The sequence below is a fragment of the Pseudomonas brenneri genome (genome assembly GCF_007858285.1).
GTDB classification, from domain to species: Bacteria; Pseudomonadota; Gammaproteobacteria; order Pseudomonadales; family Pseudomonadaceae; genus Aquipseudomonas; species Aquipseudomonas brenneri.
Window position 1 is genome coordinate 234531 of sequence record NZ_VFIL01000003.1, and the last position, 22935, is coordinate 257465.

A 22935-nucleotide genomic window follows, 5' to 3' on the forward strand; every position below is an offset into this window, starting at 1 on the left:
CGTATTGATCCACGTACTTTTGAGGTGATTCCCATGATGAAAGGTGGCATGGCCGGCCTGATGAAGCAGGCGCAGCAGATGCAGGAAAAAATGGCCAAGATGCAGGAAGAACTGGCCAACGCCGAAGTCACCGGTAAAGCCGGTGGCGATATGGTCAGCGTGGTGATGACCGGTCGTCACGACATCAAGCGCGTGAGCATCGACCCAAGCGTATTGCCGGGCGTGGGTGAAGACGACCTGGAAATGCTCGAAGCCCTGTTCGCCGCGGCCGTCAACGACGCTGTGCGCAAGATCGAAGCCAACAGCCAGGACAAAATGTCCGGTGTGACCGCAGGCATGCAACTGCCGCCGGGCATGAAGCTGCCGTTCTGATCGGTGACATGCAATAAAAAATGCCAGGCCTCGTGCCTGGCATTTTTGTTTGTGTCGGTCAAAATCGAACGTCAGTATTGCAACAGCTGTCTGCACCCTATACCGCTGAATTCAATCACCGATAAAAGGAGCCTTGCTGATGACTCAAGCCATGACCCTTAACCAGCGCATCGTCCTGGTATCCCGCCCGCAAGGGGCGCCCGTACCGGAGAACTTCCGCCTGGAACGTGTGGCACTGCCAGACCTGGCAGACGGCCAGGTCCTGCTCAAGACCCTGTTCCTGTCCCTGGACCCCTACATGCGTGGGCGTATGAGTGACGCGCCGTCCTACGCCGCTCCAGTGGAAATCGGCGAGGTAATGACCGGCGGCGCTGTCAGCCGTATCGAACAGTCGCGCAACCCCAAGTTTGAAGTGGGTGACCTGGTGGTCGGTGCCACCGGCTGGCAAAGCCATAGCATCAGTGACGGTCGCAACCTGATGCCGGTGCCCAAGGGGTTGCCGAGCCCGTCCATGGCCCTTGGCGTGTTGGGCATGCCCGGTATGACGGCCTACATGGGATTGATGGATATCGGCCAGCCCAAGGCCGGGGAAACCCTGGTCGTGGCGGCGGCCTCCGGTGCGGTGGGCTCGGTGGTCGGTCAGGTGGCCAAGCTCAAGGGCCTGCGGGTGGTGGGCGTTGCGGGCGGCGCGGACAAGTGCCGCTATGTGGTGGATGAGCTGGGTTTTGACGCCTGTATCGACCACAAGAGCGCGGACTTTGCCAATGAACTGGCCCTGGCCTGTTTCAAAGGGGTGGATATTTATTACGAAAATGTCGGCGGCAAGGTCTTCGACGCCGTGCTGCCCTTGCTCAATGCCAAGGCACGGATTCCCCTGTGCGGCCTGATTGCCGGTTACAACGCCCATGAAGCCCCCACCGGACCCGATCGGTTGCCGGCGCTGCAACGCACCCTGCTGACCAAGCGCGTGCGCATCCAGGGCTTTATCGTGTTCGACGACTATGGCGATCGACACCCCGAATTTATCAGTGCCATGGCGCCGTGGGTGCGTGACGGCAAGGTCAAGTTCCGCGAAGACATGGTCGAGGGTCTGGAGCAGGCGCCCGAAGCCTTTATCGGCTTGCTGGAAGGGCGCAACTTCGGCAAGTTGGTCGTGCGTATTTGACGCTTATCCGAGGCGCGGGTATAAACCGCGTCTCGTTGTTTTGTCGGACCTTTGCCCCATGAGCTTCAGCCCCCTGATTCGTCAACTGATCGATGCCCTGCGCACCTTGCCGGGCGTGGGCCAGAAAACTGCCCAGCGCATGGCGCTGCAACTGCTGGAGCGTGACCGCAGCGGCGGCTCCCGCCTGGCCCAGGCACTGAGCCAGGCCATGGACGGCGTGGGGCATTGCCGCCAGTGCCGCACCCTGACCGAAGAAGAACTGTGCCCGCAATGCGCCGACCCCCGTCGCGACGACACGCTGCTGTGCGTGGTCGAAGGGCCGATGGACGTGTACGCGGTGGAGCAGACCGGCTATCGCGGGCGCTATTTTGTGCTCAAGGGCCACCTCTCGCCCCTCGACGGCCTGGGGCCGGAGGCGATTGGTATCCCGCAACTGGTCGCGCGCATTGAAGAGCAGGGCACCTTCAGCGAAGTGATCCTGGCCACCAACCCGACGGTGGAAGGCGAAGCCACGGCGCATTACATCGCACAACTGCTAAGCAACAAAGGCCTGGTCACTTCGCGCATCGCCCACGGTGTGCCGTTGGGTGGCGAGCTGGAGCTGGTGGACGGCGGCACGCTGGCGCACTCGTTTGCCGGGCGTAAACCTATCGCCCTCTAACACCGACCACAAATTCCCAGATATGAATGAGCTTATGTGGGGGATTTTTGGTGGGGTCGAAAATTTTGTGTCGCTTGATAACCAAGCAAGCGCTTGGTAAGTTCGCTCCACCTCTCCGTGGAGCTTGCCGATGTCTGCCTATCAGGAATACTTCGATCCCAGCCACCAATTGGTCCGCGACAGCGTGCGCCGTTTTGTCGAGCGCGAGATGCTGCCGGGCGTCGAGCAATGGGAGGAAGCCGAGCTCTTCCCCCGCGAGTTGTACCTCAAGGCCGGCGCGGCGGGGATTCTCGGGATCGGCTACCCCGAAGCGCTGGGCGGTAGCCACGAAGGCGATCTGTTCGCCAAGGTCGCCGCCAGCGAAGAGTTGATGCGCTGTGGCTCCGGCGGCGTGGTGGCCGGGCTGGGCTCGCTGGATATCGGCCTGCCGCCCATCGTCAAATGGGCGCGTCCCGAAGTGCGCGAGCGCGTGGCGCCGCAAGTCTTGTCCGGCGAGAAGATCATGGCCCTGGCCGTCACCGAGCCCGGTGGCGGTTCCGATGTCGCTAGCCTGCAAACCCGTGCCGTGCGTGATGGCGATTGTTATCGGGTCAGTGGCAGCAAAACCTTTATCACCAGTGGCGCGCGTGCCGACTATTACACCGTCGCCGTGCGTACTGGTGGGCCAGGGTTTGCCGGCATCAGTCTGCTGTTGATCGAGAAGGACACGCCTGGCTTCACCGTTGGTCAGCCGTTGAAGAAGATGGGCTGGTGGGCGTCGGACACTGCCGAGTTGTTCTTCGATGATTGCCAGGTGCCCGTAGGCAATCTGATTGGTGCCGAAAACATGGGTTTTGCCTGCATCATGGGCAACTTCCAGAGCGAGCGCCTGGCTTTGGCATTGATGGCCAATATGACCGCGCAGATGGCCTTGGAGGAGAGCTTGAAGTGGGCCGCCCAGCGCGAGGCCTTTGGCAAGCCGATCGGCAAGTTCCAGGTGCTCAAGCATCGCCTGGCGGAGATGGCCACGGCGGTCGAGGTTTCCCGGGAGTTCACTTATCGCCAGGCGGCGAAGATGGCGGCTGGCAAGAGTGTGATCAAGGAGATTTCCATGGCCAAGAACCTCGCCACGGACACCGCCGACCGCGTGACGTATGACGCGGTGCAGATTCTTGGAGGGCTGGGTTATATGCGCGGCAGTCTGGTGGAGCGGCTGTACCGGGACAATCGGATCTTGTCGATTGGTGGCGGCACTCGGGAGGTGATGAACGAGATCATCAGTAAGCAGATGGGTTTGTGATTGATGAGGCCCGTCCAGGCACCGCAAATCAGCGCTCAGTCAACCCAAACTGCGTCAAACAAAACGTCGGAACCCCCATATCCTCCAAACGCTGCGAGCCACCCAGTTCCGGCAGGTCAATAATCGCCGCCGCTTCGAAAATCCGCGCACCCATACGCCGTGCCAGGTTGGCCGCAGCAATCAAGGTGCCACCTGTGGCAATCAGATCATCGAACATCAATACCGAATCCCCTTCACACAGGCTGTCGGCGTGCACCTCAAGAAAGGCCTCGCCGTATTCGGTCTGGTAACCCTCGGACAATACGTCTGCCGGCAGCTTGCCTTGCTTGCGGAACAGGATCAGCGGCTTGTTCAGTTGGTAGGCGATGATCGAACCGATTAGAAAACCACGGGCATCCATCGCGCCGATGTGCGTGAACTCGGCTTCGACGTAGCGATGGATAAAGGTGTCGGCCACCAGGCGCATGGCCTTGGGCGATTGGAACAGCGGCGTGATATCACGAAAGATCACCCCAGGCTTGGGGAAGTCGATGACGGGGCGAATCAGGGATTTGATGTCGAATGAGTCGAAGGCCATCATCGGGAGTCCTGGGGGCAAAGACTCGTCAGTATACCTGCGGCCCAACCGGTTGGCTTGGCCGCAAGTGTCGCATCCCTTGTACGGCGATCAGCCGTCGAGGGAGCCGCCGGCCAGTGCACACAGCTGGATCGGGTCGAGGATGTGGACTTCCTTGCCCTCGGCGGCGATCAGTTCGTTTTGCTGGAAGCGGGTGAACACCCGGGACACGGTTTCCACCGCCAGGCCCAGGTAATTGCCGATTTCGTTGCGCGACATGCTCAGGCGGAACTGGTTGGCCGAAAAGCCACGGGCGCGGAAACGTGCGGACAAGTTGACCAGGAACGTGGCAATCCGTTCGTCGGCGGTTTTCTTCGATAACAGCAGCATCATTTGCTGGTCGTCGCGGATTTCCCGGCTCATCACGCGCATCAATTGGCGGCGCAACTGCGGCAATTGCAGGGCCAGCTCATCCAGGCGCTCGAATGGAATCTCGCACACCGACGTGGTTTCCAGGGCCTGGGCCGACACCGGGTGAATCTCAGTGTCCATGCCCGACAGGCCAACCAGCTCGCTGGGCAGGTGGAAGCCGGTGATCTGCTCTTCGCCGCTATCGCTCAGGCTGAACGTCTTCAAGGCGCCCGAGCGTACTGCATAGACGGAATCGAACTTGTCGCCCTGGCGAAACAGAAATTCGCCTTTCTTCAGTGGGCGACCACGTTTAACGATTTCGTCCAGCGCATCCATGTCTTCCAGATTCAGCGAAAGTGGCAAGCAGAGGGGCGCCAGGCTGCAATCCTTGCAGTGAGCCTGGCTATGAGCGCGCAGTTTGACTGGCTCGGACATTTCTTAAATCCTTGTGGGAAAACACACATAAGACGTAAGGGTACCGCACTGAGGGACTATCAGGCCAGCCTGTACAAAAAACCGGCAGGGGTATAAAGAATTTTACACAGCGGCCGATGGACTGCTATCGACCAAGAGCTTGGAGGCTCAAGATATGCTTTCCATCGACGGCAATCTCCCGTCCCGCACCACGGTGCCGACTCTGCTTGAGCCGAAAAAAACCAGCACCGTCAGCGAGGCGGGCGAGACCGCAGCGCTGGGTGAAACCAAGCCTGCCGAAGGTGTGAGCGTGACCTTTTCCGGTGCTTCGTTGAGGGCGGCCAACGCCGAGAAAACGGCCAACAACGATATCGAAGAAAGCGGCCTGGACGAAAACGTGCAGAAGCTGCTGAAAATGATTCGCCAGTTGAAGCAGCAGATCGCGGAAAAGATGGCTGAGATGACGGCGATCATGGCCGACAAGCGCCTGAGCCCCGACCAGGCCCAGGCGAAACTGGGCGCCGTGCAAGCGGCGTTAGGCAGCCTGCAAGCCGCATTGACCTCCGCCTATGCGTCCTTGAACGAAGTAATGAAGAACTTGAGTGCCGAGGACGCGGTGAAAGCGGCCTCGTTGATCGCCAAGTAACCTGCTTCAGATCACCCGTGAAAATCGCTGCCTGTTCTGCTGTTGCAGATAGGCATCGAACACCATGCACACCGAGCGCACCAACAGGCGCCCAGCGGGCAATACACGAATCCCCTCGGCGTCGAGTGCGATCAGGCCATCGTTGGCCATCACTTGCAGTTGCGGCCAGACTTCGGCGAAGTAACCGCGAAAATCCACGGTGAACGCCTGCTCGATGTGCTCGAAGTCCAGGCGCAAGTTACAGATCAACTGCTGGATCACTTCCCGGCGCAGACGGTCATCGGCTGTGCAGAGCAGGCCGCGACTGGTGGCCAGTTGTGCGCCGGCCAAGGCGTTCTGGTAGTGATTCAGGTCGCTGCTGTTCTGGCAGTACAAATCCCCAATCTGACTGATGGCCGAGACTCCCAGCCCGATCAAATCACAATGGCCGTGGGTGGTGTAGCCCTGGAAATTACGCTGCAGGGTCGATTCTTCCTGGGCGATGGCCAACTCGTCGTCGGGTAGGGCGAAATGGTCCATACCGATGTAGTTGTAACCGGCTGCGGTCAGTTGCTCGATGGTGTTGTGCAGCATCTGCAATTTGTCGGCAGGGGCCGGCAGGTCGTCGCTGTTGATCCGTCGTTGGGGCAGGAAGCGCTCCGGCAGATGGGCGTAGTTGAACACTGACAGGCGATCAGGCTGCAGGCTGATGACCTCGGCCACGGTGTGGGCGAAATGCTCTGGTGTCTGCTTGGGCAGGCCGTAGATCAAGTCGATATTGATCGAACGAAACTGCAGGGTACGCGCCGCATCGATCACCGCGCGGGTCTCTTCCAGGCTTTGCAGGCGATTGACTGCGCGCTGCACTTCGGGATCGAGGTCCTGCACGCCGATGCTTACGCGATTGAAGCCCAGTTCGCGCAGCAGGCCCATGGTGGCCCAGTCGGCCTCCCGGGGGTCGATCTCGATGCCGTAGTCGCCAGAGTCGTCATCCTGCAAGTTGAAGTGGCGGCGCAGTTGGGCCATCAGTTGGCGCAGTTCGTCGTGGCTGAGAAAGGTCGGTGTGCCGCCACCCAGGTGCAGTTGCTGAACTTGCTGGTTGGGGTCCAGGTGGCAGGCCACCAGTTGGATTTCCTGTTCCAGGCGTTGCAGGTAGGCCTGGGCACGGCCGCGGTCCTTGGTGATGACTTTGTTGCAGGCGCAGTAGTAGCAAATATTCGCGCAGAACGGCACGTGCACATACAGCGACAGCGGGCGTACGGCCTTGCGGCTGTCGCGCAGGGCGTGCAGCAGGTCGAAGGTGCCGACCTGGCTGTTGAACTGCGCGGCGGTGGGGTAGGAGGTATAGCGCGGCCCCGCCAGGTCGTAGCGATGAATCAGATCTGTGTCCCAACGAATGGCGTCGAGCATGCGGGCGTTCCCCGGAATGGCTAGTGGGCCGAGTCTAGGGGCATGGCTGGGCGGTCATCTTGATTTGTATCAACGGGGAGCGGCGCTATGCCACATGGCCTTTTAGTGGCCCATCAGCCAGTGCTGGTGTGGGCCGGGCAGTGTCCAGATACCGAACAGGATCACCAGCAGGCCGCCGGCCATGCGCACACTGCGCTTGCGCAAGAGCGCGGTGATGCGTTCGGCGGCGAGCCCGGTGGCCAGTAATACCGGCCAGGTGCCGAGGCCGAAAGCCAGCATCAACAGCCCGCTATCCAGTGCGTTGCCCTGGCTGGCCGCCCAGAGCAGCGTGCTGTAGACCAATCCACACGGCAACCAGCCCCAGAGCGCGCCCAGCAGCAAGGCGCGCGGCAGGCTCGACACCGGCAGCAAACGGTTGGCAACCGGCTGGATATGGCGCCACAGGCCGCGCCCGAGGCTTTCGATGCGGGTCAGGCCGCTCCACCAGCCGGCCAGGTACAGGCCCATGCTGATCAACAGCAGGCCGGCGAGGATGCGCATGAACATCGCGGCCGGGCTGTTGGCCACTGCCCAGCCGGCCAGGCCAATCAGCACGCCGGCCGTGGCGTAGCTGAGGATACGCCCCAGGTTGTAGGCCAGCAGCAGGCGAAAACGCCGGCTGCGCTGCTCCGCAGGGATCGCCAGGGTCAGCGCGCCCATCAGGCCGCCGCACATGCCCAGGCAATGACCGCCGCCCAGCAGGCCGAGGATCAGTGCGGAAACCAGCAGCGGCGCTAGCTCAAGCATGGGGTGGCGCCGGTTCGTCAGGCTTGCTCGGTGGCTGCGGATGGCTGCTGGCTTCGTCGACGGCGGCCAGGTGCTTGGGGTCCTGGTCATCGAACAGCACGCTGTGGGCCGGTCCGTCGAGGTCGTCATACTGGCCGCTGTCCACCGCCCAGAAGAAGATGTAGATGGCGATGGCGACGATCAGCAGTGCCGCTGGAATCATTACATAAAGAGCTGGCATCGCTACTCCATGCCCGTGCGGCTCAAGCCGGCAGCGGACGGGGCTGAGGGGTGGCGCTCGCGGCGCTGGCGCGCGGCAGGCGAGTCAGGCGCAGGGCGTTGAGCACCACAGTCAACGAACTGAGGGACATGCCGATCGCCGCCCAGATCGGCGTGATCCAGCCAAGGGCGGCGAACGGCAACATCAGGCCATTGTACAGCCCGGCCCACAGCAGGTTTTCAATGATTACGCGGCGCGTGCGCCGTGCCAGGCTGAAGGCTTGTACCAAGGCATCGAGGCGGTTGGACAGCAGCACCGCATCGGCGCTGGTTTTCGCCAGGTCAGTGGCCGAGCCCATGGCCACGCTGATATCGGCGGCGGCCAGTACCGGCACATCGTTGACCCCGTCGCCGAGCATCAACACCTTGCGGCCTTCCTTGTGCAACTGTTGCAGCACTTGCAGCTTGTCATCCGGGCGCAGGCCACCACGGGCTTCGTCGATGCCCAACTCGGCGGCGACGCTGGCGACCATCGGTGAGCTATCCCCCGACAGCAGCAAGGTACGCCAGCCCCGTGCTTTGCACGCGGCCAGCAGCGCCGGTGCATCACTGCGCAGGCGATCATCGAGGACAAACCAGGCCAGGGCGCCGTTGGTGTCGCCCAGCAGCAGCCATTGGCCAGCGTCTTGCGGCGAGTCGGGAATTGCGCAGCCGCTCAGTTCGCAGACAAAGGCCGGCTGGCCGATACGCAGCAGGCGCTCGCCAACCCGGCCTTCCAAGCCCAGGCCAGGCGTGCTCAGCACTTCGTCGGCGGCCATCGGCGCACGGCCGAAGGCCCGGGCAATCGGGTGTTCGGAGCGGTTTTCGAGGGCGGCGGCCAGGGCCAGGGCGAGGTCGCTGCTCATGCTGCCCAGCGGCCGAATGGCGCGCAGGGCCAGGCGGCCTTCGGTCAGGGTGCCGGTCTTGTCGAAAATCACCGTGTCGATCTGATTCAGGCCTTCCAGCACATGGCCGCGGGTCAGTAGCAGGCCGAGTTTGTGCAGGGTGCCGGTGGCGGCAGTCAACGCGGTGGGGGTCGCCAGGGACAGGGCGCACGGGCAGGTCGCCACCAGCATCGCCAGGACAATCCAGAATGCCCGTGACGAATCCAGTTCCCACCACAGCAGGCCGATCACGGCGGCAGCGATCAATGAGCACAGGAGGAACCATTGCGCAGCGCGGTCGGCGATTTCGGCCAGGCGTGGCTTTTCTGCCTGGGCCCGCTCCAGCAGGCGCACGATGGCCGATAAACGGGTGTCATGGCCCAGGGCGCGCACCTCAACGGTCAACGCGCCTTCGACGTTGAGGGTGCCAGCGGTGACGCTATCGCCGGCTTGGCGCGGTTGTGGCAGATATTCGCCGGTGAGCAGGGATTCATCGATGCTCGACTGGCCATCCAGGATCACGCCATCGGCCGGCAGGATCGCGCCTGGATGCACCAGCACCCGGTCGCCCAGGGCCAGTTCGGTGAGCAGGATGCGTTCGCTATGGCCATCGCTTTTCAGGCGCAGGCACGAGGCCGGCAGCAGGTTGACCAACTGGGCGGTGGCCGCAGCGGTGCGCTCGCGGGCCCGGCGCTCCAGGTAGCGTCCGGCCAGCAGGAACAGGGCGAACATGCCCACGGCATCGAAATACAGCTCGCCGACCCCGGTGATGGCGGTCCAGATCCCCGCCAGGTAAGCGCCGCCGATGGCCAGCGAAACCGAGACATCCATGGTCAAGTGACGGGTGCGCAGGTCACGCATGGCGCCCTTGAAAAACGGTGCGCAGCTGTAGAACACGATCGGTGTCGTCAGAAAGAGCGCGACCCAGCGCAGGATCACATGCAGTTCGGGGCTGAGGTCGATATTGAATTCCGGCCAGGTGGCCATCGTCGCCATCATCGCCTGGAACCACAACAGACCGGCAACGCCGAGTTGGCGCAGGGCCAGGCGGTTTTCGCTGGCCAACTGTTCAGCGGCACGGTCGGCTTGATAAGGGTGGGCGGCGTAGCCGATCTGGCGCAGCTCGCTGAGCACTTGGCTCAACGGCAATTGCGCGTCGGCCCAGCGTACATGCAGGCGATGGTTGGACAGGTTCAGCCGCGCCTCGGCCACGGCCGGCAGGCTGCGCAGATGTTTCTCGATCAGCCAGCCACAGGCGGCGCAGCTGATGCCTTCCATCAACAGGGTAGCTTCGGCCAGGTCGCCGTCGTGGCGCACGAAAGGTTTTTGCACATCGGCGCGGTCGTACAGCGCCAGTTCGTCGACCAGTTGCACGGGCAAGGCTTCGGGGTTGGCCGAGGCCTCGCTGCGGTGTTGGTAATAGCTCTCCAGGCCACCTGCGACAATCGCCTCGGCCACCGCCTGGCAACCCGGGCAGCAGAGCTCACGGGGCTCGCCGAGGATCACCGCAGTGAAGCGGCTGCCGGGCGGGACGGGGAGGGCGCAGTGGTAGCAGGGGATTGGGGTGGTCATGGCTTTGGATCTGTATGGGCGGGGAGGGCCTCATCGCCGGCAAGCCGACTCCTACAAGGTTATCGCACACTCCCTGTAGGAGCCGGCTTGCCGGCGATGCGCGAAGCGCAGGCTTTCAGTTCTTCAGGTCTTCGGCACCCTGCAACGGCTCGTCACCCAACTTCAGGTCGGTGCCGTGGCTGACTTCTTCCTCTTCAAACATGCGCCAGGTCCTGTCGCCTTCCACCCCCAGCAGTTCGACGAAGCGCCGGCCTTCGACCTTGTCGGTGACCTGGCCGATATACCGACCCGGCTCGCTCTCGCTACGGGTGAGCATGACCTTGCGGTCTTTCTCCGGCTGGGTCGGCGAAATCAGGTTCAGTTCCAGCGTGGCCGGCCCGCTGTTGCCGGTGAGGTGCAACTCGACTTCGCCGGTCAGCTCATCCAGGTGCATGGTGGCGCGCATTTGCAGGGTCTGGGCCAGCAATTCGCGGTCCAGGGAGCGGTTGATGCCTTTGCCGGCCTCGTAGTAGTTGTCGTTGACCAGGTTGTCCGGGTTGTTCACCGCGATGGTCACCATGGACAAGGTCAGCGTCACCGAACAGGCCAGGATGGCAATGATGATCCAGGGCCAGAGGTGCTTGTACCAGGGGCTTGCGGCAGTTGCTACGGGCATTGTTCTGCTCTCTTTCAACGAATTTGTGGGCCGATGAACCGGCTCTTGGCTTCAACGTGGACGCTGTCATCGTCCGCATCCTTGAGGATGAATTTCACCTCGTTGGTGGTCGATGGCATTTGTTCCGGCGCGCTCGACAGTTCCACCGGCATGGTGAAGATTTCCCCGGCGGCGACCTTGATCTCGCGCTTGCCTTGCAGCTTGAGGTCCGGCAGGCCCGTGGCGTCTAGCACGTAGGTGTGGTCGCGCTGGTCCTTGTTCATGATCTTCAGGCTGTAGACGTTCTCGATCCGCCCTTCGGCGTTTTCGCGGTACAGCACGCGGTCCTTGCTGACGTCGAAACCCACCAGCGAGCGCATGAAGAATGCGGTGGCCAGCAGGCTGATCATCGCCAGCAGCACCAGCGCATAGCCGATCAGGCGCGGGCGCAGCTTGTGGGTCTTTTGCCCCGACAGGTTATGTTCGGTGGTGTAGCTGATCAAGCCGCGCGGGTATTCCATCTTGTCCATGATGGTGTCGCAGGCGTCGATGCAGGCGGCGCAGCCAATGCACTCGATTTGCAGGCCGTCACGAATGTCGATACCGGTGGGGCAGACCTGCACGCACATCGTACAGTCAATGCAATCCCCCAGACCCTGGGCCTTGTAGTCGACACCTTTCTTGCGTGGGCCACGCACTTCGCCACGACGCGGGTCGTAGGACACGATCAGGGTGTCCTTGTCGAACATCACACTCTGGAAGCGCGCATACGGGCACATGTAGATACACACTTGCTCGCGCAGCCAGCCGGCGTTGCCATAAGTGGCGAGGGTGAAGAAACCGACCCAGAAGTACGACCAGCCATCGGCCTGGCCGGTGAAGAACTCGAACACCAGTTCGCGGATTGGCGAGAAGTAGCCGACAAAGGTCATGCCGGTGACAAAACCGATCAGCAGCCACAGCGTGTGCTTGCTGAGTTTACGCAGGAACTTGTTGGCGCTCATCGGCGCCTTGTCCAGCTTGATGCGCTGGTTGCGGTCGCCCTCGGTGACCTTTTCGCACCACATGTAGATCCAGGTCCACACACTTTGCGGGCAGGTATAACCACACCAGATACGCCCGGCGTACACCGTGATAAAGAACAGGCCGAAGGCCGAGATGATCAGGATGCCTGACAGCAGGATGAAGTCCTGGGGCCAGAATGTCGCACCGAAGATAAAGAATTTGCGCTCTGGCAGGTTCCACCAGACCGCCTGGTGTCCGCCCCAGTTCAGCCACACCGTACCGAAGTACAACAGGAACAGGCCGGCACCGCCGAGCATCCGCAGATTGCGGAACAGCCCGGTAAAGGCACGGGTGTAGATTTTCTCTCGCGAGGCGTAGAGATCAACGGTGTTGCTGGTTTTTTTGGCAGGTGGGGTAACGTCATGTACCGGAATCTGGTTGCTCATCATTGCATCCCACGGCAGTGGAGATTTGCCTCGGCCAGTACGTGCCAGCCGGGGTCAAAATAGGGGTGTTGCAGTGGCGTAATGATACGCCTGTAGTACCGATGAACGGGTGCGACCTTTGGTCGCGTTGGGGGAAATCAATTGATGGTGTACGTGACTTGAATCAATTGACAGGTTGAGTATGGACGGTTTTTCAGGGTCCGAAGGTCATTCGTCCCATGGATTGATCAGTGTCACACCGCTGCTTTGGAAGTCGGCGACATTGCGGGTGACCACGGTCAGGCCGTGAACCAGAGCGGTTGCGGCGATCAGCGCATCACCTTCGTTGGCACGATCCGGTACATGCAGGCTGGCGCAGCGCAATGCCACGGCAGCGTCAATCGGCAGGATCCTGGCATCGAAGGCCGGCATGACGTGGCGTTTGAGCCAGGTGCGCAAGACCTTGCCCTGCGCGGGGTCACGGCGCTCCATTCGCAGCACCCCAGTCTCCAGCTCCTTCAAGGTAATCGCCGAAATGTACATGCGTGGCGCGGCGATGGTTTTGGCCCACGCCACCACATTTTTGTCGGCCTGGGGTTTGCGTAACTCGGAAATGACATTGGTGTCGAGCAGATACATCAAGAGAGGTCCACGGGTCGATGAATAATCACGGCGCGCTCGGTTTCAAATTCGATATCCGCCGCTTCTGGCATCACCAACAGATCAACAATGTCGGCGTTGATACCTGTCAGTTTTTGGTAGTCCTCAATACTTAGCAGTACATGGGCAGGCTTGCCTCGGTCGGTGATAAAAACCGGTCCTTGGCGCGCGGCTTTTTTGGCACCGCTTGTGTCTTGGTTGAATTCGCGACTGGAGATGGTCGTAATTGTCATGGGGCGCCTCCCAGTGGATGGGTGAATGTAGTTACGTTACTACTGTGCAGTGAAAGGCTACAAGCTTCAAGCTACAAGCGGTCGATGTGTTTCACATAAAAAAGCCCCGCCAGCATGACGCTGGCGGGGCTTTTTCTTGCGGCTTGCCGCTTACTTCTGCTCTTGCTGCTCTTTGTGCGACAAACTGTAAACATACGCCGCCAGCAAATGCACCTTGTCGTTACCCTGCAACTGCTCTTGTGCAGGCATCTGGCCCTGGCGGCCGTAACGGATGGTCTGCTGCAGTTGGGCGAAGCTCGAACCGTAGATGAACGCGCCCGGGTGGGTCAGGTCAGGCGCGCCCATCGCTGGGGTGCCTTTGCCGGTCGGGCCGTGGCACGCCACGCAGTTGGCGGCGAACAGTTTCTCGCCGTTGGCCACGTCGGCCTTGGCGCCTTCCGGCAGCTTGCGGCCATCGAGGTTGGTCAGCACGAAACCGGCGACGTCGGCCACGCCTTGTTCACCGATCACTTCAGCCCAGCCCGGCATGACCGCGTGACGGCCAGCCATGATGGTGGCCTTGATGGTTTCCGGTTCGCCGCCCCAGCGCCAGTCGGCGTCGGTCAGGTTGGGGAAGCCATAGGCACCCTTGGCGTCGGAACCATGGCACACCGAGCAGTTGGAGGCGAACAGGCGGCCACCCATCTTCAGGGCTTGCGGATCCTTGGCCACTTCTTCAATGGGCATGGCGGCAAACTTGGCGAAGATCGGCCCGAACTTGGCGTCCGAGCGGGCCATTTCCTTTTCCCACTCGTGCACGCCGGTCCAGCCGCTCTGGCCGTTGGCGAACGGGGTTTGCTTCTCGTTGTCGAGGTAGGCATAACCCGGCAGCAGGCCTTTCCAGTTGCCAAGGCCCGGGTACAGCACCAGGTAGCCCAAGGCGAAGATGATGGTGCCGACGAACAGCATGAACCACCACTTTGGCAGCGGGTTGTCGTATTCCTCGATGCCATCGAACGAGTGGCCAACCGTCTCGTCCGTTTGTTCGGCGCGCTGGCCCTTGCGGGTCGACAGCAGCAGCCAGGTCAGGGCAAAAATGGTACCCAGACTGAGGACTGTGACGTACAGACTCCAGAACGTAGTCATTCTTTGTTACTCCTAGAAGCTTGCTCGACGTGCTTGATGGCTTCGGGATCATCCGCAAAAGGCAGCAAGGTCGCGTCTTCAAACTCTGACTTGCGCTTGGGGCTGAACACCCACAACGCCAGGCCGATAAAGGCCACCATCACGACAACGGTGCCCAGGCCTCGAATCATCCCGATATCCATTCAGATCACCGTTTGCTTTTGATGATGGTGCCCAGGCCTTGCAGGTAGGCCACCAGCGCGTCCATTTCGGTCTTGCCCTTTACAGCTGCCTGGGCACCGGCGATGTCTTCGTCGGTGTAAGGCACGCCGAGGGTGCGCAAGACTTCCATTTTCTTGGCAGTGTCTTTGCCGTCGAGCTTGTTTTCCACGAGGAACGGGTACGCCGGCATTTTCGACTCGGGCACCACGTTGCGCGGGTTGTACAAGTGCGCACGCTGCCAGTCATCGGAGTAACGACCACCCACGCGGGCCAGGTCCGGGCCGGTACGTTTGGAACCCCACAGGAACGGGTGGTCCCACACGCTTTCACCGGCAACCGAGTAGTGGCCATAGCGTTCGGTTTCGGCACGGAACGGACGGATCATCTGCGAGTGGCAGCCGACACAGCCGTTGGCGATGTAGACGTCGCGGCCTTCCAGTTCAAGGGCGGTGCGCGGCTTCATGCCTTCGACCGGCTTGTTGGTCACGTCCTGGAAAAACAGCGGAACGATCTGGGTCAGGCCGCCGATACTCACGGCGATGACCATGAAGAAGGCCAGCAGGCCGATATTCTTCTCGACTACTTCATGCTTCATCAGTGAGCTCCCACGACAGCGATCTTGGCGGCGGCTTCAGCGGCTACAGGGTCCGCGGCACGCACGGTGCGCCAGACGTTGTAGGCCATGAACAGCATGCCGCTGGCAAAGAACGCACCACCAAGGGCGCGCACGATGAAACCAGGATGGCTGGCTTGCAGCGCTTCGACGAAGGAGTAGGTGAGGGTGCCGTCATCGTTGATTGCACGCCACATCAGGCCCTGGGTGATGCCGTTGACCCACATCGAGGCGATGTAGAGCACGGTACCGATGGTGGCCAGCCAGAAGTGCGTATTGATCAGGCTGGTGCTGTGCATCTGCGCACGGCCGTAGAGCTTGGGAATCATGTGGTACAGCGCGCCGATGGAGATCATCGCGACCCAGCCCAGAGCGCCGGCATGTACGTGGCCGATGGTCCAGTCGGTGTAGTGGGACAGCGAGTTGACGGTCTTGATCGCCATCATCGGGCCTTCGAAGGTCGACATGCCGTAGAACGCCAGCGATACCACCAAAAAGCGCAGGATCGGGTCGGTGCGCAGCTTATGCCAGGCGCCCGAGAGGGTCATCATGCCGTTGATCATGCCGCCCCAGCTTGGAGCCAGCAGGATGATCGACATGGCCATGCCCAGGGACTGTGCCCAGTCCGGCAGTGCGGTGTAGTGCAGGTGGTGAGGACCGGCCCAGATATACAGGGTGATCAGCGCCCAGAAGTGCACGATGGACAGGCGATAGGAGTAGATCGGACGCTCGGCCTGTTTCGGCACGAAGTAGTACATCATCCCCAGGAAGCCGGTGGTCAGGAAGAACCCTACGGCGTTGTGGCCGTACCACCACTGGATCATCGCATCGGTCGCACCGGCGTAGGCCGAGTAGGACTTGAAGAAACTGACCGGCAGGGACGCGTGGTTGACGATGTGCAGCATCGCGGTTACCACGATGAACGCACCGTAGAACCAGTTACCGACGTAGATGTGCTTGGTCTTGCGTTTGACGATGGTGCCAAAGAACACGATGCCGTAGGTCACCCAGACGATCGCCAGAAGGATGGCAAGGGGCCATTCCAATTCCGCGTATTCCTTGGTGGTGGTGAAGCCCATTGGCAGGGTGATGATGGCGCCGACGATGACTGCTTGCCAGCCCCAGAAGGTGAAGGCGGCGAGGCCGTCGGAAATCAGTCGCGTCTGGCAGGTTCGCTGCACGACATAGTAGGAAGTGGCAAACAGTGCACATCCGCCGAAGGCGAAGATCACCAGGTTGGTGTGCAGTGGGCGTAGGCGTCCAAACGTCGTCCATGGCAGGTCGAAGTTCAACTCCGGCCAGACCAGTTGCGAGGCGATGAAGACACCGAGCCCCATGCCAAGGATCCCCCAGACCACCGTCATGATGGCGAACTGGCGGACTACCTTATAGTTATAAGCAGTCGGACTGATTGCTGTGCTCATTCTAAGGTTCCACGGTTTAGGTGTTTTATTAGGATAAAAATCGGCCGCAAGTATGGACAATGCGAAGTGCCATTGCAACGTAACGCTGACCTGCGTCAATGCGTTTCAAGCCAGATTCTGCGCCCTTTCCCTGTTTGGCGTAAGGACAAAATCAAAAATGAAAAGCTGACGGGTTGGACAGGAATTTTGAGGGGGCGCAGGTACTTGCAACGCGATGTGTAGGGACACGCTGCCAAGGTGACGAATGGTCGGTGGCACGATAGCCGGTAACTGTCAGCCCTTGCGCCTGTCACCCTGCTGGAATGTCTGACTCATCGCGTGCAAGTTAAGCTGCGACCGATCAACGCCGGCCCACTGTCGAAACAAGCGTAGACCCGAATGGCGAGAGGGGAAAGGTGTGCTTTAGAAGGGTGTGACAATAGGGCGCAGGGCGCAGCGGTTAGTAGCAAGCTGCAAGCGGCAAGTTTGGAGCGGGGAGAGGGAGGGCTGAAAAGGCTGCAAGAGCCGAGTTGAGGACTCTTCTCTTGCAGCGTGTAGCTTAAAGCTTACTTCTGCTCTTTCTGCGACAGACTGTAGACGTAGGCGGCCAGCAAGTGGACCTTGTCGTTGCCTTGCAGTGCTTCCTGCGCCGGCATCTGGCCTTGACGGCCGTGGCGGATGGTTTGTTGCAACTGCGCAAGGCTGGTGCCGTAGATGAAGCCGGCAGGTTGCGTCAGGTTTGGCGCGCCCATGGCTTCAACACCGTGGCCCTCTGGGCCGTGACATGCCACGCAAGTGGTGTCGTATGCTTGCTTGCCAGCGGCCAGGTCGACCTTGCTGTCAGCCGGCAGCGGCAATTTGGCCAGGTCGTGACGTACATAAGCGGCGACGTTTTTTACACCGTCTTCGCCCAGCACTTCACCCCAGGCCGGCATCGCTGCGTGGCGACCGTTCATGATGGTCAGCTTGATTGCATCAGCCGAACCACCCCAGCGCCAGTTGTCGTCCGCCAGGTTCGGGAAGCCGTAGGCGCCCTTGGCGTCGGAGCCATGGCACACCGCGCAGTTGGAGGCAAACAGGCGACCGCCCATTTTCAACGCTTGCGGGTCCTTGGCCACTTCTTCCACGGGCATGGCTGCGAATTTGGCGAAGATCGGCCCGAACTTGGCGTCGGCCTTGGCCATTTCCTTGTCCCATTCCTTGTTCTGGGTCCAGCCGTCTTCATAGCCCGGCAATACGCCTTTCCAGTTGCCCAGGCCCGGGTAGAGGATCAGATAGCCGACGGCAAACACCAGGGTTCCGGCGAACAACAGGAACCACCATTGCGGCAGGGGATTGTCATATTCCTCAATCCCGTCGAAGGCGTGGCCCATGGTCTGGTCGACGCTGCCCTTGGTCTCGCCCTTGCGGGTGCCGAACAGCAGCCAGGTCAGGCCGATCAGGCTGCCCAGGGTCAGTACACAGATCCATGTACTCCAAAAGGTAGTCATGGCCGAATGCTCCTTGTTACAGGCTCTTCTTGAGCGTCGGATGGGGTGCCAATGGCGTCAGGCTTAGGCTCATCGGCAAATGGCAGCAGGCAGGCTTCGGCGAACTCCGGGTTGCGCTTGGCGTTGAACACCCACAGCGACAGGCCGATGAAGGCAATCGCCACCACCAGCGTGCCGAGTCCGCGGATCATTCCGGTATCCAGTTCAAAACCCATGGGTCACCTCTTGCTCTTGATTGCAGTGCCGAGCACTTGCAGGTAGGAGACCAGAGCGTCCATTTCGGTCTTGCCCTTGAGGCTGTCCACGGCCGCGGTGATGTCCGCGTCGGTGTACGGCACACCGAGGGTACGCATGACCTTGAGCTTGGTTTCGGTGTGGCTGCTGTCGACCTGGGCCGTCACCAGCCATGGGTAGGCCGGCATCTTCGACTCAGGCACGACGTTGCGCGGGTTGTACAAGTGCGCGCGGTGCCAGTCGTCGGAGTAGCGAGCGCCGACCCGGGCCAGGTCGGGACCGGTACGCTTGGAGCCCCACAGGAACGGGTGGTCCCATACGCTTTCGCCGGCAACCGAGTAGTGGCCGTAGCGTTCGGTTTCGGCGCGGAACGGCCGGATCATTTGCGAGTGGCACTGTACGCAGCCTTCGCGGATGTAGATGTCACGGCCTTCCAGTTGCAGCGCGGTATAGGGCTTCATGCCTTCGACCGGCTTGTTGGTCACGTCCTGGAAGAACAGCGGGACGATCTGCGTCAGGCCGCCGATACTCACGGCCAGCACCATCAGCAGCATCAGCAGGCCGACGTTCTTTTCAATCGTTTCGTGTTTCATCATCGACTCCTCAGGCCATCTGCGCCGCAGCGGCTACTTCGGCAGGTTGTGCCGAACGCACGGTGCGCCAAGTGTTGTAAGCCATCAGGAACATGCCGCTGAGGAAGATCGCACCGCCCACCAACCGCACGATGAAGCCTGGGTGGCTGGCCACCAGGGTTTCGACGAAGGAGTAGGTCAAGGTGCCGTCTTCGTTGACCGCACGCCACATCAGGCCCTGGGCAATGCCGTTGACCCACATCGAAGCGATGTAGAGCACGGTGCCGATGGTGGCCAGCCAGAAGTGCGCGTTGATCAGGCCGAGGCTGTACATCTGCTCGCGACCGAAGACTTTCGGGATCATGTGATACAGCGCGCCGATGGAGATCATCGCCACCCAACCGAGGGCGCCGGCGTGTACGTGGCCGATGGTCCAGTCGGTGTAGTGGGACAGGGCGTTGACCGTCTTGATCGCCATCATCGGACCTTCAAAGGTCGACATGCCGTAGAACGCCAGGGATACCACGAGGAAGCGCAGGATCGGGTCGCTGCGCAGCTTATGCCAGGCGCCCGAGAGGGTCATCATGCCGTTGATCATGCCGCCCCAGCTGGGTGCCAGCAGGACCAGCGACATCACCATGCCCAGGGACTGTGCCCAGTCCGGCAGCGCGGTGTAGTGCAGGTGGTGAGGACCGGCCCAGATGTACAGGGTGATCAATGCCCAGAAGTGCACGATGGACAAGCGATAGGAGTAAACCGGACGCTCGGCCTGTTTCGGCACGAAGTAATACATCATCCCCAGGAAGCCCGCGGTCAGGAAGAAACCTACGGCGTTGTGGCCATACCACCACTGCACCATGGCATCCGTCGCACCACCGTAGAGGGAGTAGGACTTGGTCAGGCTGACCGGGATTTCCAGGTTGTTGACGATATGCAGGATCGCCACGGTGATGATGAAGGCACCGAAGAACCAGTTACCGACGTAGATGTGCTTGGTGTTGCGCTTGGCCACGGTGCCGAAGAACACGATGGCGTAGGCGACCCAGACGATGGTGATCAGGATGTCGATCGGCCATTCCAGCTCGGCGTATTCCTTGGAACTGGTGTAGCCCAGTGGCAAGCTGATTGCTGCCAGCAGGATCACCAATTGCCAGCCCCAGAAGCAGAACGCGGCGACTTTGGGCGCGAACAACTGGGTCTGGCAGGTGCGTTGCACCGCGTAGAAGGAGCTGGCAAACAGCGCACAGCCACCAAACGCGAAAATCACCGCGTTGGTGTGCAGTGGGCGCAATCGACCGAAACTGGTCCAAGGCAGGTTGAAGTTGAGTTCGGGCCATACCAACTGGGCGGCGAGAAAAACCCCGAGCCCCATGCCGACGATGCCCCACACCACCGTCATAATGGCGAATTGGCGGACCACCTTGTAGTTATAGGCGGTACTTAAAGTAGTGTTCATGGTTCCCCATCCACGGTTCAACCCAAGCAGATGCGGCACTTGGGCTGGAGTTATAGGCAGACTAAAAAGCGAGGCAAGCATGGGCAAAGAGCACAAGGCCAGTATTGACGGGGATCAATGGGCGCAGTGTGTGCGTGAACAGGGCTGGTTGTGGAATGCGGCTACGCGCGTTGGCGCAGGCCCATCACCGACGCTGATCCTGGCCCACGGTGCGGGTGCGCCGATGGACTCGGGTTTCATGAGCGATATGGCTGTACGCCTTGCCCGGCATGGGGTGAACGTGTTGCGCTTCGAGTTTCCCTACATGGCCCAGCGCCGTGTGGACGGGGGCAAACGCCCACCGAACCCAGCGCCGAAACTGCTGGAATGCTGGCGCGAGGTATATGCCCGGGTGCGACGTCATGTCGCTGGGCCTTTGGCGGTTGGCGGCAAGTCCATGGGCGGGCGGATGGCCAGTCTAGTGGCCGATGAGTTGGCGGCTGATGTGCTGGTGTGCCTGGGTTATCCGTTCTATGCGGTGGGCAAGCCGGAAAAACCGCGGGTCGAACACTTGGCTGGGCTGAAGACGCCGACGTTGATCGTGCAGGGCGAGCGCGATGCGCTGGGCAATCGGGCGGCGGTGGAGGGTTATGTGCTGTCGCCGAGCATCGAGGTGATGTGGCTGGTCGCGGGGGATCATGATTTGAAGCCGTTGAAGGCTTCGGGGTTCAGTCATGAGCAGCATTTGGAGGCTGCGGCGGTGAAGGTGGCTGGGTTTTTAGGCGCCTGTTAGAGCCTCATCACAGGCAAGCCAGCTCCCATTTTGATCTGTGAATACATTCAAAATGTGGGAGCTGGCTTGCCTGCGATAGCGATCTAGCGGTTAAACCGCTCCACCAGCGAATACTGCGTATTGGCCGTATGGGTCAGTTCTTCACTCAACTGCGCCGAATTCAACGCCTGCTCCGAGGTCTGGTCGGCCAACAGCGCAATGGTGCTGATATTGCGGCTGATCTCTTCGGCCACCGAGCTTTGCTCTTCAGTCGCCGCAGCGATCTGGGTGGTCATGTCGGTGATATGCGCCACCGCTTCACTGATCCCCACCAGCGCCGCGTCCGCTTCCATTACCCGCGCCACACCTTCTTCAGCCTGGCGATGCCCGGCATCCATGGTCTGCACGGCGGTGCTGGCGGTCTGTTGCAGCTTGGCGATCAGGGCATGGATCTGCCCGGTGGATTCGCTGGTACGTTGCGCCAGTTGCCGCACTTCATCGGCCACCACCGCAAAGCCCCGGCCCATCTCACCGGCACGCGCCGCTTCGATGGCCGCGTTCAAGGCCAGCAGGTTGGTCTGGTCGGCAATGCCCTTGATTACATCCACCACGCCGCCGATTTCGTCGCTGTCCTTGGCCAGTTGGGTCACGGTCACGCCGGTTTCCCCGACCACCACCGACAGGCGCTGGATGGCTTCGCGGGTTTCCCCGGCAATGTCGCGGCCGCGGCTGGTAAGGCGATTGGCTTCCTGGGTGGCATCCGCCGTGCGCTGTACATGACTGGCGACTTCCTGGGTGGTCGCGGCCATCTGATTGACGGCGGTGGCCACCTGTTCGGTCTCCACGCGCTGGCGCTCCAGCCCGGTGGAGCTGTTGTGCGCCAGGGTATTGGACTGCGCGGCCTGGTCGTTGAGGTGCTCGGCGGTGTCCTGCAAACGGGTCAGGCAGGTCTTCAGACGCGCTTCCTGGCTGAGGATCGACATCTCCAGTCGCGCCTGGGCGCCACGGCTGTCGGTGTACATCTGCGCGATCAGCGGGTCGGAGGTGGTCTGTTCGGCCAGGCGCAGCAGGCGCTTGAGGCCACGCTGTTGCCAGCTCAAGCCAAGCAGGCCCAGCGGCACCGACAACGCGGCGGCCAGGGCAAAGCCCCAGTGGGAATTGAGCCAGATGCCAATCAGGAAACTCAGCTGGCTGACCAGGATAAACGGCAGCCAGTCCTGCAGCACCGGCAGCCATTTATCACTGCGCGGGATCGCCGACTTGCCCTGGTTGATCCGCTGGTACAGCGCTTCGGCACGGCGGATCTGCTCGGCAGTCGGCTTGACCCGTACCGATTCGTAGCCGATCACCTGTTCGCCGTCGAACACCGGGGTCACATAGGCGTTGACCCAGTAGTGATCGCCGGTCTTGCAGCGGTTCTTGACGATGCCCATCCATGGCAAGCCTTGTTTGAGCGTCGCCCACATATGCCCGAACACAGCGGCTGGCACGTCGGGGTGACGTACCAGGTTGTGCGGGGCGCGCATCAGTTCATCCCGGGAAAACCCACTGATCTCGACAAACGCATCGTTGCAGTAGGTGATCACGCCTTTGGCATCGGTCGTGGAGATCAACCGTTGTTGAGCGGGGAAGGTACGTTCGCGCTGGGTAACGGGTTGGTTATTACGCATGATTGATCAATCCGCAAGGCTTTGACAGGTTGTCGGCCGGCGCGGGCTTTTATTTAGCTTATTTTTGCAATAATCGGCGCGGCCTTGTGCT

General features: G+C 61.1%; 25 protein-coding genes. 6 read left to right on the forward strand and 19 right to left on the reverse strand.

Annotated features, from left to right (window positions below; translation table 11 throughout):
* Nucleotides 1-33 precede the first annotated feature (33 nt).
* From FJD34_RS07715 to FJD34_RS07730, 4 genes are all read left to right on the forward strand, one after another.
* On the forward strand, nt 34-372 hold the full coding sequence (locus FJD34_RS07715; protein ID WP_003193199.1) for a YbaB/EbfC family nucleoid-associated protein: 339 nt from the start codon (nt 34-36) through the stop codon (nt 370-372).
* 139 nt (nt 373-511) lie between these two features.
* Entirely contained in the window at nt 512-1537 is a 1026-nt protein-coding gene (locus FJD34_RS07720; protein WP_090291678.1) for an NADP-dependent oxidoreductase, read from the forward strand.
* A gap of 58 nt (nt 1538-1595) precedes the next feature.
* The gene (gene recR, locus FJD34_RS07725; RefSeq protein WP_032863350.1) at nt 1596-2198 is read left to right on the forward strand and encodes a recombination mediator RecR; all 603 of its coding nucleotides are present in this window, start codon (nt 1596-1598) and stop codon (nt 2196-2198) included.
* 130 nt (nt 2199-2328) lie between these two features.
* On the forward strand, nt 2329-3477 hold the full coding sequence (locus FJD34_RS07730; protein ID WP_032863349.1) for an acyl-CoA dehydrogenase family protein: 1149 nt from the start codon (nt 2329-2331) through the stop codon (nt 3475-3477).
* A 28-nt stretch (nt 3478-3505) separates the two neighbouring features.
* Here the strand turns inward: FJD34_RS07730 and FJD34_RS07735 are convergent, their stop codons facing one another.
* On the reverse strand, nt 3506-4054 hold the full coding sequence (locus FJD34_RS07735; protein WP_032863448.1) for an adenine phosphoribosyltransferase: 549 nt from the start codon (nt 4052-4054) through the stop codon (nt 3506-3508).
* A gap of 90 nt (nt 4055-4144) precedes the next feature.
* Nucleotides 4145-4879, reverse strand: coding sequence for a fumarate/nitrate reduction transcriptional regulator Fnr (fnr, locus tag FJD34_RS07740; RefSeq protein WP_032863348.1), 735 nt, complete (start codon nt 4877-4879; stop codon nt 4145-4147).
* A gap of 154 nt (nt 4880-5033) precedes the next feature.
* Between fnr and FJD34_RS07745 the strand changes: the two genes are divergently transcribed.
* Nucleotides 5034-5504, forward strand: coding sequence for a hypothetical protein (locus FJD34_RS07745; protein WP_090291676.1), 471 nt, complete (start codon nt 5034-5036; stop codon nt 5502-5504).
* A 6-nt stretch (nt 5505-5510) separates the two neighbouring features.
* Here FJD34_RS07745 and hemN read toward each other — a convergent pair whose 3' ends face one another.
* The 16 genes from hemN to ccoN (FJD34_RS07825) form a co-directional block, all read right to left on the reverse strand.
* Nucleotides 5511-6893, reverse strand: a complete 1383-nt coding sequence (gene hemN / locus FJD34_RS07750; protein WP_032863346.1) for an oxygen-independent coproporphyrinogen III oxidase — start codon at nt 6891-6893, stop codon at nt 5511-5513.
* 102 nt (nt 6894-6995) lie between these two features.
* Nucleotides 6996-7679, reverse strand: coding sequence for a sulfite exporter TauE/SafE family protein (locus tag FJD34_RS07755; protein ID WP_032863345.1), 684 nt, complete (start codon nt 7677-7679; stop codon nt 6996-6998).
* Nucleotides 7672-7899 (reverse strand): cbb3-type cytochrome oxidase assembly protein CcoS, encoded by a 228-nt coding sequence (ccoS, locus tag FJD34_RS07760; protein ID WP_032863344.1) that lies wholly within the window; start codon nt 7897-7899, stop codon nt 7672-7674. Before ccoS ends, FJD34_RS07755 begins: the two co-directional genes overlap by 8 nt.
* Before the next feature lie 22 nt (nt 7900-7921).
* A complete protein-coding gene (locus tag FJD34_RS07765; RefSeq protein WP_090291674.1) occupies nt 7922-10372 on the reverse strand; it encodes a heavy metal translocating P-type ATPase in 2451 nt (816 codons plus the stop codon).
* A 115-nt stretch (nt 10373-10487) separates the two neighbouring features.
* Nucleotides 10488-11027, reverse strand: coding sequence for a FixH family protein (locus tag FJD34_RS07770; protein WP_032863342.1), 540 nt, complete (start codon nt 11025-11027; stop codon nt 10488-10490).
* Between the two features lie 14 nt (nt 11028-11041).
* Nucleotides 11042-12457, reverse strand: a complete 1416-nt coding sequence (ccoG, locus tag FJD34_RS07775; protein WP_032863341.1) for a cytochrome c oxidase accessory protein CcoG — start codon at nt 12455-12457, stop codon at nt 11042-11044.
* A gap of 207 nt (nt 12458-12664) precedes the next feature.
* Complete coding sequence (locus FJD34_RS07780; RefSeq protein WP_090291672.1) at nt 12665-13075, reverse strand: type II toxin-antitoxin system VapC family toxin; 411 nt, start codon at nt 13073-13075, stop codon at nt 12665-12667.
* Complete coding sequence (locus FJD34_RS07785) at nt 13075-13329, reverse strand: type II toxin-antitoxin system Phd/YefM family antitoxin (protein ID WP_029300038.1); 255 nt, start codon at nt 13327-13329, stop codon at nt 13075-13077. The genes FJD34_RS07780 and FJD34_RS07785 overlap by 1 nt, the downstream gene beginning before the upstream one ends.
* A 150-nt stretch (nt 13330-13479) precedes the next feature.
* On the reverse strand, nt 13480-14454 hold the full coding sequence (gene ccoP / locus FJD34_RS07790) for a cytochrome-c oxidase, cbb3-type subunit III (RefSeq protein ID WP_032863339.1): 975 nt from the start codon (nt 14452-14454) through the stop codon (nt 13480-13482).
* Entirely contained in the window at nt 14451-14636 is a 186-nt protein-coding gene (locus FJD34_RS07795) for a CcoQ/FixQ family Cbb3-type cytochrome c oxidase assembly chaperone (RefSeq protein ID WP_003175465.1), read from the reverse strand. Before FJD34_RS07795 ends, ccoP (FJD34_RS07790) begins: the two co-directional genes overlap by 4 nt.
* A gap of 5 nt (nt 14637-14641) precedes the next feature.
* Nucleotides 14642-15250, reverse strand: coding sequence for a cytochrome-c oxidase, cbb3-type subunit II (gene ccoO / locus FJD34_RS07800; protein ID WP_029300047.1), 609 nt, complete (start codon nt 15248-15250; stop codon nt 14642-14644).
* Nucleotides 15250-16692 (reverse strand): cytochrome-c oxidase, cbb3-type subunit I, encoded by a 1443-nt coding sequence (ccoN, locus tag FJD34_RS07805; protein ID WP_032863338.1) that lies wholly within the window; start codon nt 16690-16692, stop codon nt 15250-15252. Before ccoN (FJD34_RS07805) ends, ccoO (FJD34_RS07800) begins: the two co-directional genes overlap by 1 nt.
* A 545-nt stretch (nt 16693-17237) precedes the next feature.
* A complete protein-coding gene (gene ccoP / locus FJD34_RS07810) occupies nt 17238-18161 on the reverse strand; it encodes a cytochrome-c oxidase, cbb3-type subunit III (RefSeq protein WP_032863337.1) in 924 nt (307 codons plus the stop codon).
* Nucleotides 18158-18376, reverse strand: coding sequence for a cbb3-type cytochrome oxidase subunit 3 (locus FJD34_RS07815; RefSeq protein WP_032863336.1), 219 nt, complete (start codon nt 18374-18376; stop codon nt 18158-18160). Before FJD34_RS07815 ends, ccoP (FJD34_RS07810) begins: the two co-directional genes overlap by 4 nt.
* A 3-nt stretch (nt 18377-18379) precedes the next feature.
* Nucleotides 18380-18988 (reverse strand): cytochrome-c oxidase, cbb3-type subunit II, encoded by a 609-nt coding sequence (gene ccoO / locus FJD34_RS07820; RefSeq protein ID WP_029300055.1) that lies wholly within the window; start codon nt 18986-18988, stop codon nt 18380-18382.
* A 10-nt stretch (nt 18989-18998) separates the two neighbouring features.
* Nucleotides 18999-20423 (reverse strand): cytochrome-c oxidase, cbb3-type subunit I, encoded by a 1425-nt coding sequence (ccoN, locus tag FJD34_RS07825; RefSeq protein WP_029300057.1) that lies wholly within the window; start codon nt 20421-20423, stop codon nt 18999-19001.
* A gap of 79 nt (nt 20424-20502) precedes the next feature.
* On the opposite strand from ccoN (FJD34_RS07825), the gene FJD34_RS07830 reads away from it, so the two are divergent.
* Nucleotides 20503-21195 carry an alpha/beta family hydrolase gene (locus FJD34_RS07830; protein WP_090291670.1) on the forward strand — a complete coding sequence of 231 codons (693 nt, stop codon included), beginning with the start codon at nt 20503-20505 and terminating at the stop codon, nt 21193-21195.
* An 83-nt stretch (nt 21196-21278) separates the two neighbouring features.
* On the opposite strand, the gene FJD34_RS07835 is transcribed toward FJD34_RS07830, so the two are convergent.
* Entirely contained in the window at nt 21279-22844 is a 1566-nt protein-coding gene (locus FJD34_RS07835) for a methyl-accepting chemotaxis protein (protein ID WP_065942356.1), read from the reverse strand.
* Nucleotides 22845-22935: the final 91 nt, after the last annotated feature.

Bases quoted from the DNA above. Each gene is read 5' to 3' on its own strand.
- ccoG (WP_032863341.1), bottom strand. From the start codon at position 12,457: ATGAGCAACCAGATTCCGGTACATGACGTTACCCCACCTGCCAAAAAA.
- FJD34_RS07730 (WP_032863349.1), top strand. From the start codon at position 2,329: ATGTCTGCCTATCAGGAATACTTCGATCCCAGCCACCAATTGGTCCGC.
- FJD34_RS07720 (WP_090291678.1), top strand. From the start codon at position 512: ATGACTCAAGCCATGACCCTTAACCAGCGCATCGTCCTGGTATCCCGC.
- FJD34_RS07830 (WP_090291670.1), top strand. From the start codon at position 20,503: ATGGGCAAAGAGCACAAGGCCAGTATTGACGGGGATCAATGGGCGCAG.
- fnr (WP_032863348.1), bottom strand. From the start codon at position 4,879: ATGTCCGAGCCAGTCAAACTGCGCGCTCATAGCCAGGCTCACTGCAAG.
- ccoN (WP_029300057.1), bottom strand. From the start codon at position 20,423: ATGAACACTACTTTAAGTACCGCCTATAACTACAAGGTGGTCCGCCAA.
- FJD34_RS07795 (WP_003175465.1), bottom strand. From the start codon at position 14,636: ATGGATATCGGGATGATTCGAGGCCTGGGCACCGTTGTCGTGATGGTG.
- FJD34_RS07755 (WP_032863345.1), bottom strand. From the start codon at position 7,679: ATGCTTGAGCTAGCGCCGCTGCTGGTTTCCGCACTGATCCTCGGCCTG.
- FJD34_RS07835 (WP_065942356.1), bottom strand. From the start codon at position 22,844: ATGCGTAATAACCAACCCGTTACCCAGCGCGAACGTACCTTCCCCGCT.
- FJD34_RS07735 (WP_032863448.1), bottom strand. From the start codon at position 4,054: ATGGCCTTCGACTCATTCGACATCAAATCCCTGATTCGCCCCGTCATC.
- ccoO (WP_029300055.1), bottom strand. From the start codon at position 18,988: ATGAAACACGAAACGATTGAAAAGAACGTCGGCCTGCTGATGCTGCTG.
- FJD34_RS07780 (WP_090291672.1), bottom strand. From the start codon at position 13,075: ATGTATCTGCTCGACACCAATGTCATTTCCGAGTTACGCAAACCCCAG.
- ccoP (WP_032863337.1), bottom strand. From the start codon at position 18,161: ATGACTACCTTTTGGAGTACATGGATCTGTGTACTGACCCTGGGCAGC.
- FJD34_RS07785 (WP_029300038.1), bottom strand. From the start codon at position 13,329: ATGACAATTACGACCATCTCCAGTCGCGAATTCAACCAAGACACAAGC.
- hemN (WP_032863346.1), bottom strand. From the start codon at position 6,893: ATGCTCGACGCCATTCGTTGGGACACAGATCTGATTCATCGCTACGAC.
- ccoP (WP_032863339.1), bottom strand. From the start codon at position 14,454: ATGACTACGTTCTGGAGTCTGTACGTCACAGTCCTCAGTCTGGGTACC.
- FJD34_RS07715 (WP_003193199.1), top strand. From the start codon at position 34: ATGATGAAAGGTGGCATGGCCGGCCTGATGAAGCAGGCGCAGCAGATG.
- FJD34_RS07765 (WP_090291674.1), bottom strand. From the start codon at position 10,372: ATGACCACCCCAATCCCCTGCTACCACTGCGCCCTCCCCGTCCCGCCC.
- FJD34_RS07770 (WP_032863342.1), bottom strand. From the start codon at position 11,027: ATGCCCGTAGCAACTGCCGCAAGCCCCTGGTACAAGCACCTCTGGCCC.
- FJD34_RS07745 (WP_090291676.1), top strand. From the start codon at position 5,034: ATGCTTTCCATCGACGGCAATCTCCCGTCCCGCACCACGGTGCCGACT.
- ccoN (WP_032863338.1), bottom strand. From the start codon at position 16,692: ATGAGCACAGCAATCAGTCCGACTGCTTATAACTATAAGGTAGTCCGC.
- recR (WP_032863350.1), top strand. From the start codon at position 1,596: ATGAGCTTCAGCCCCCTGATTCGTCAACTGATCGATGCCCTGCGCACC.
- FJD34_RS07815 (WP_032863336.1), bottom strand. From the start codon at position 18,376: ATGGGTTTTGAACTGGATACCGGAATGATCCGCGGACTCGGCACGCTG.
- ccoS (WP_032863344.1), bottom strand. From the start codon at position 7,899: ATGCCAGCTCTTTATGTAATGATTCCAGCGGCACTGCTGATCGTCGCC.
- ccoO (WP_029300047.1), bottom strand. From the start codon at position 15,250: ATGAAGCATGAAGTAGTCGAGAAGAATATCGGCCTGCTGGCCTTCTTC.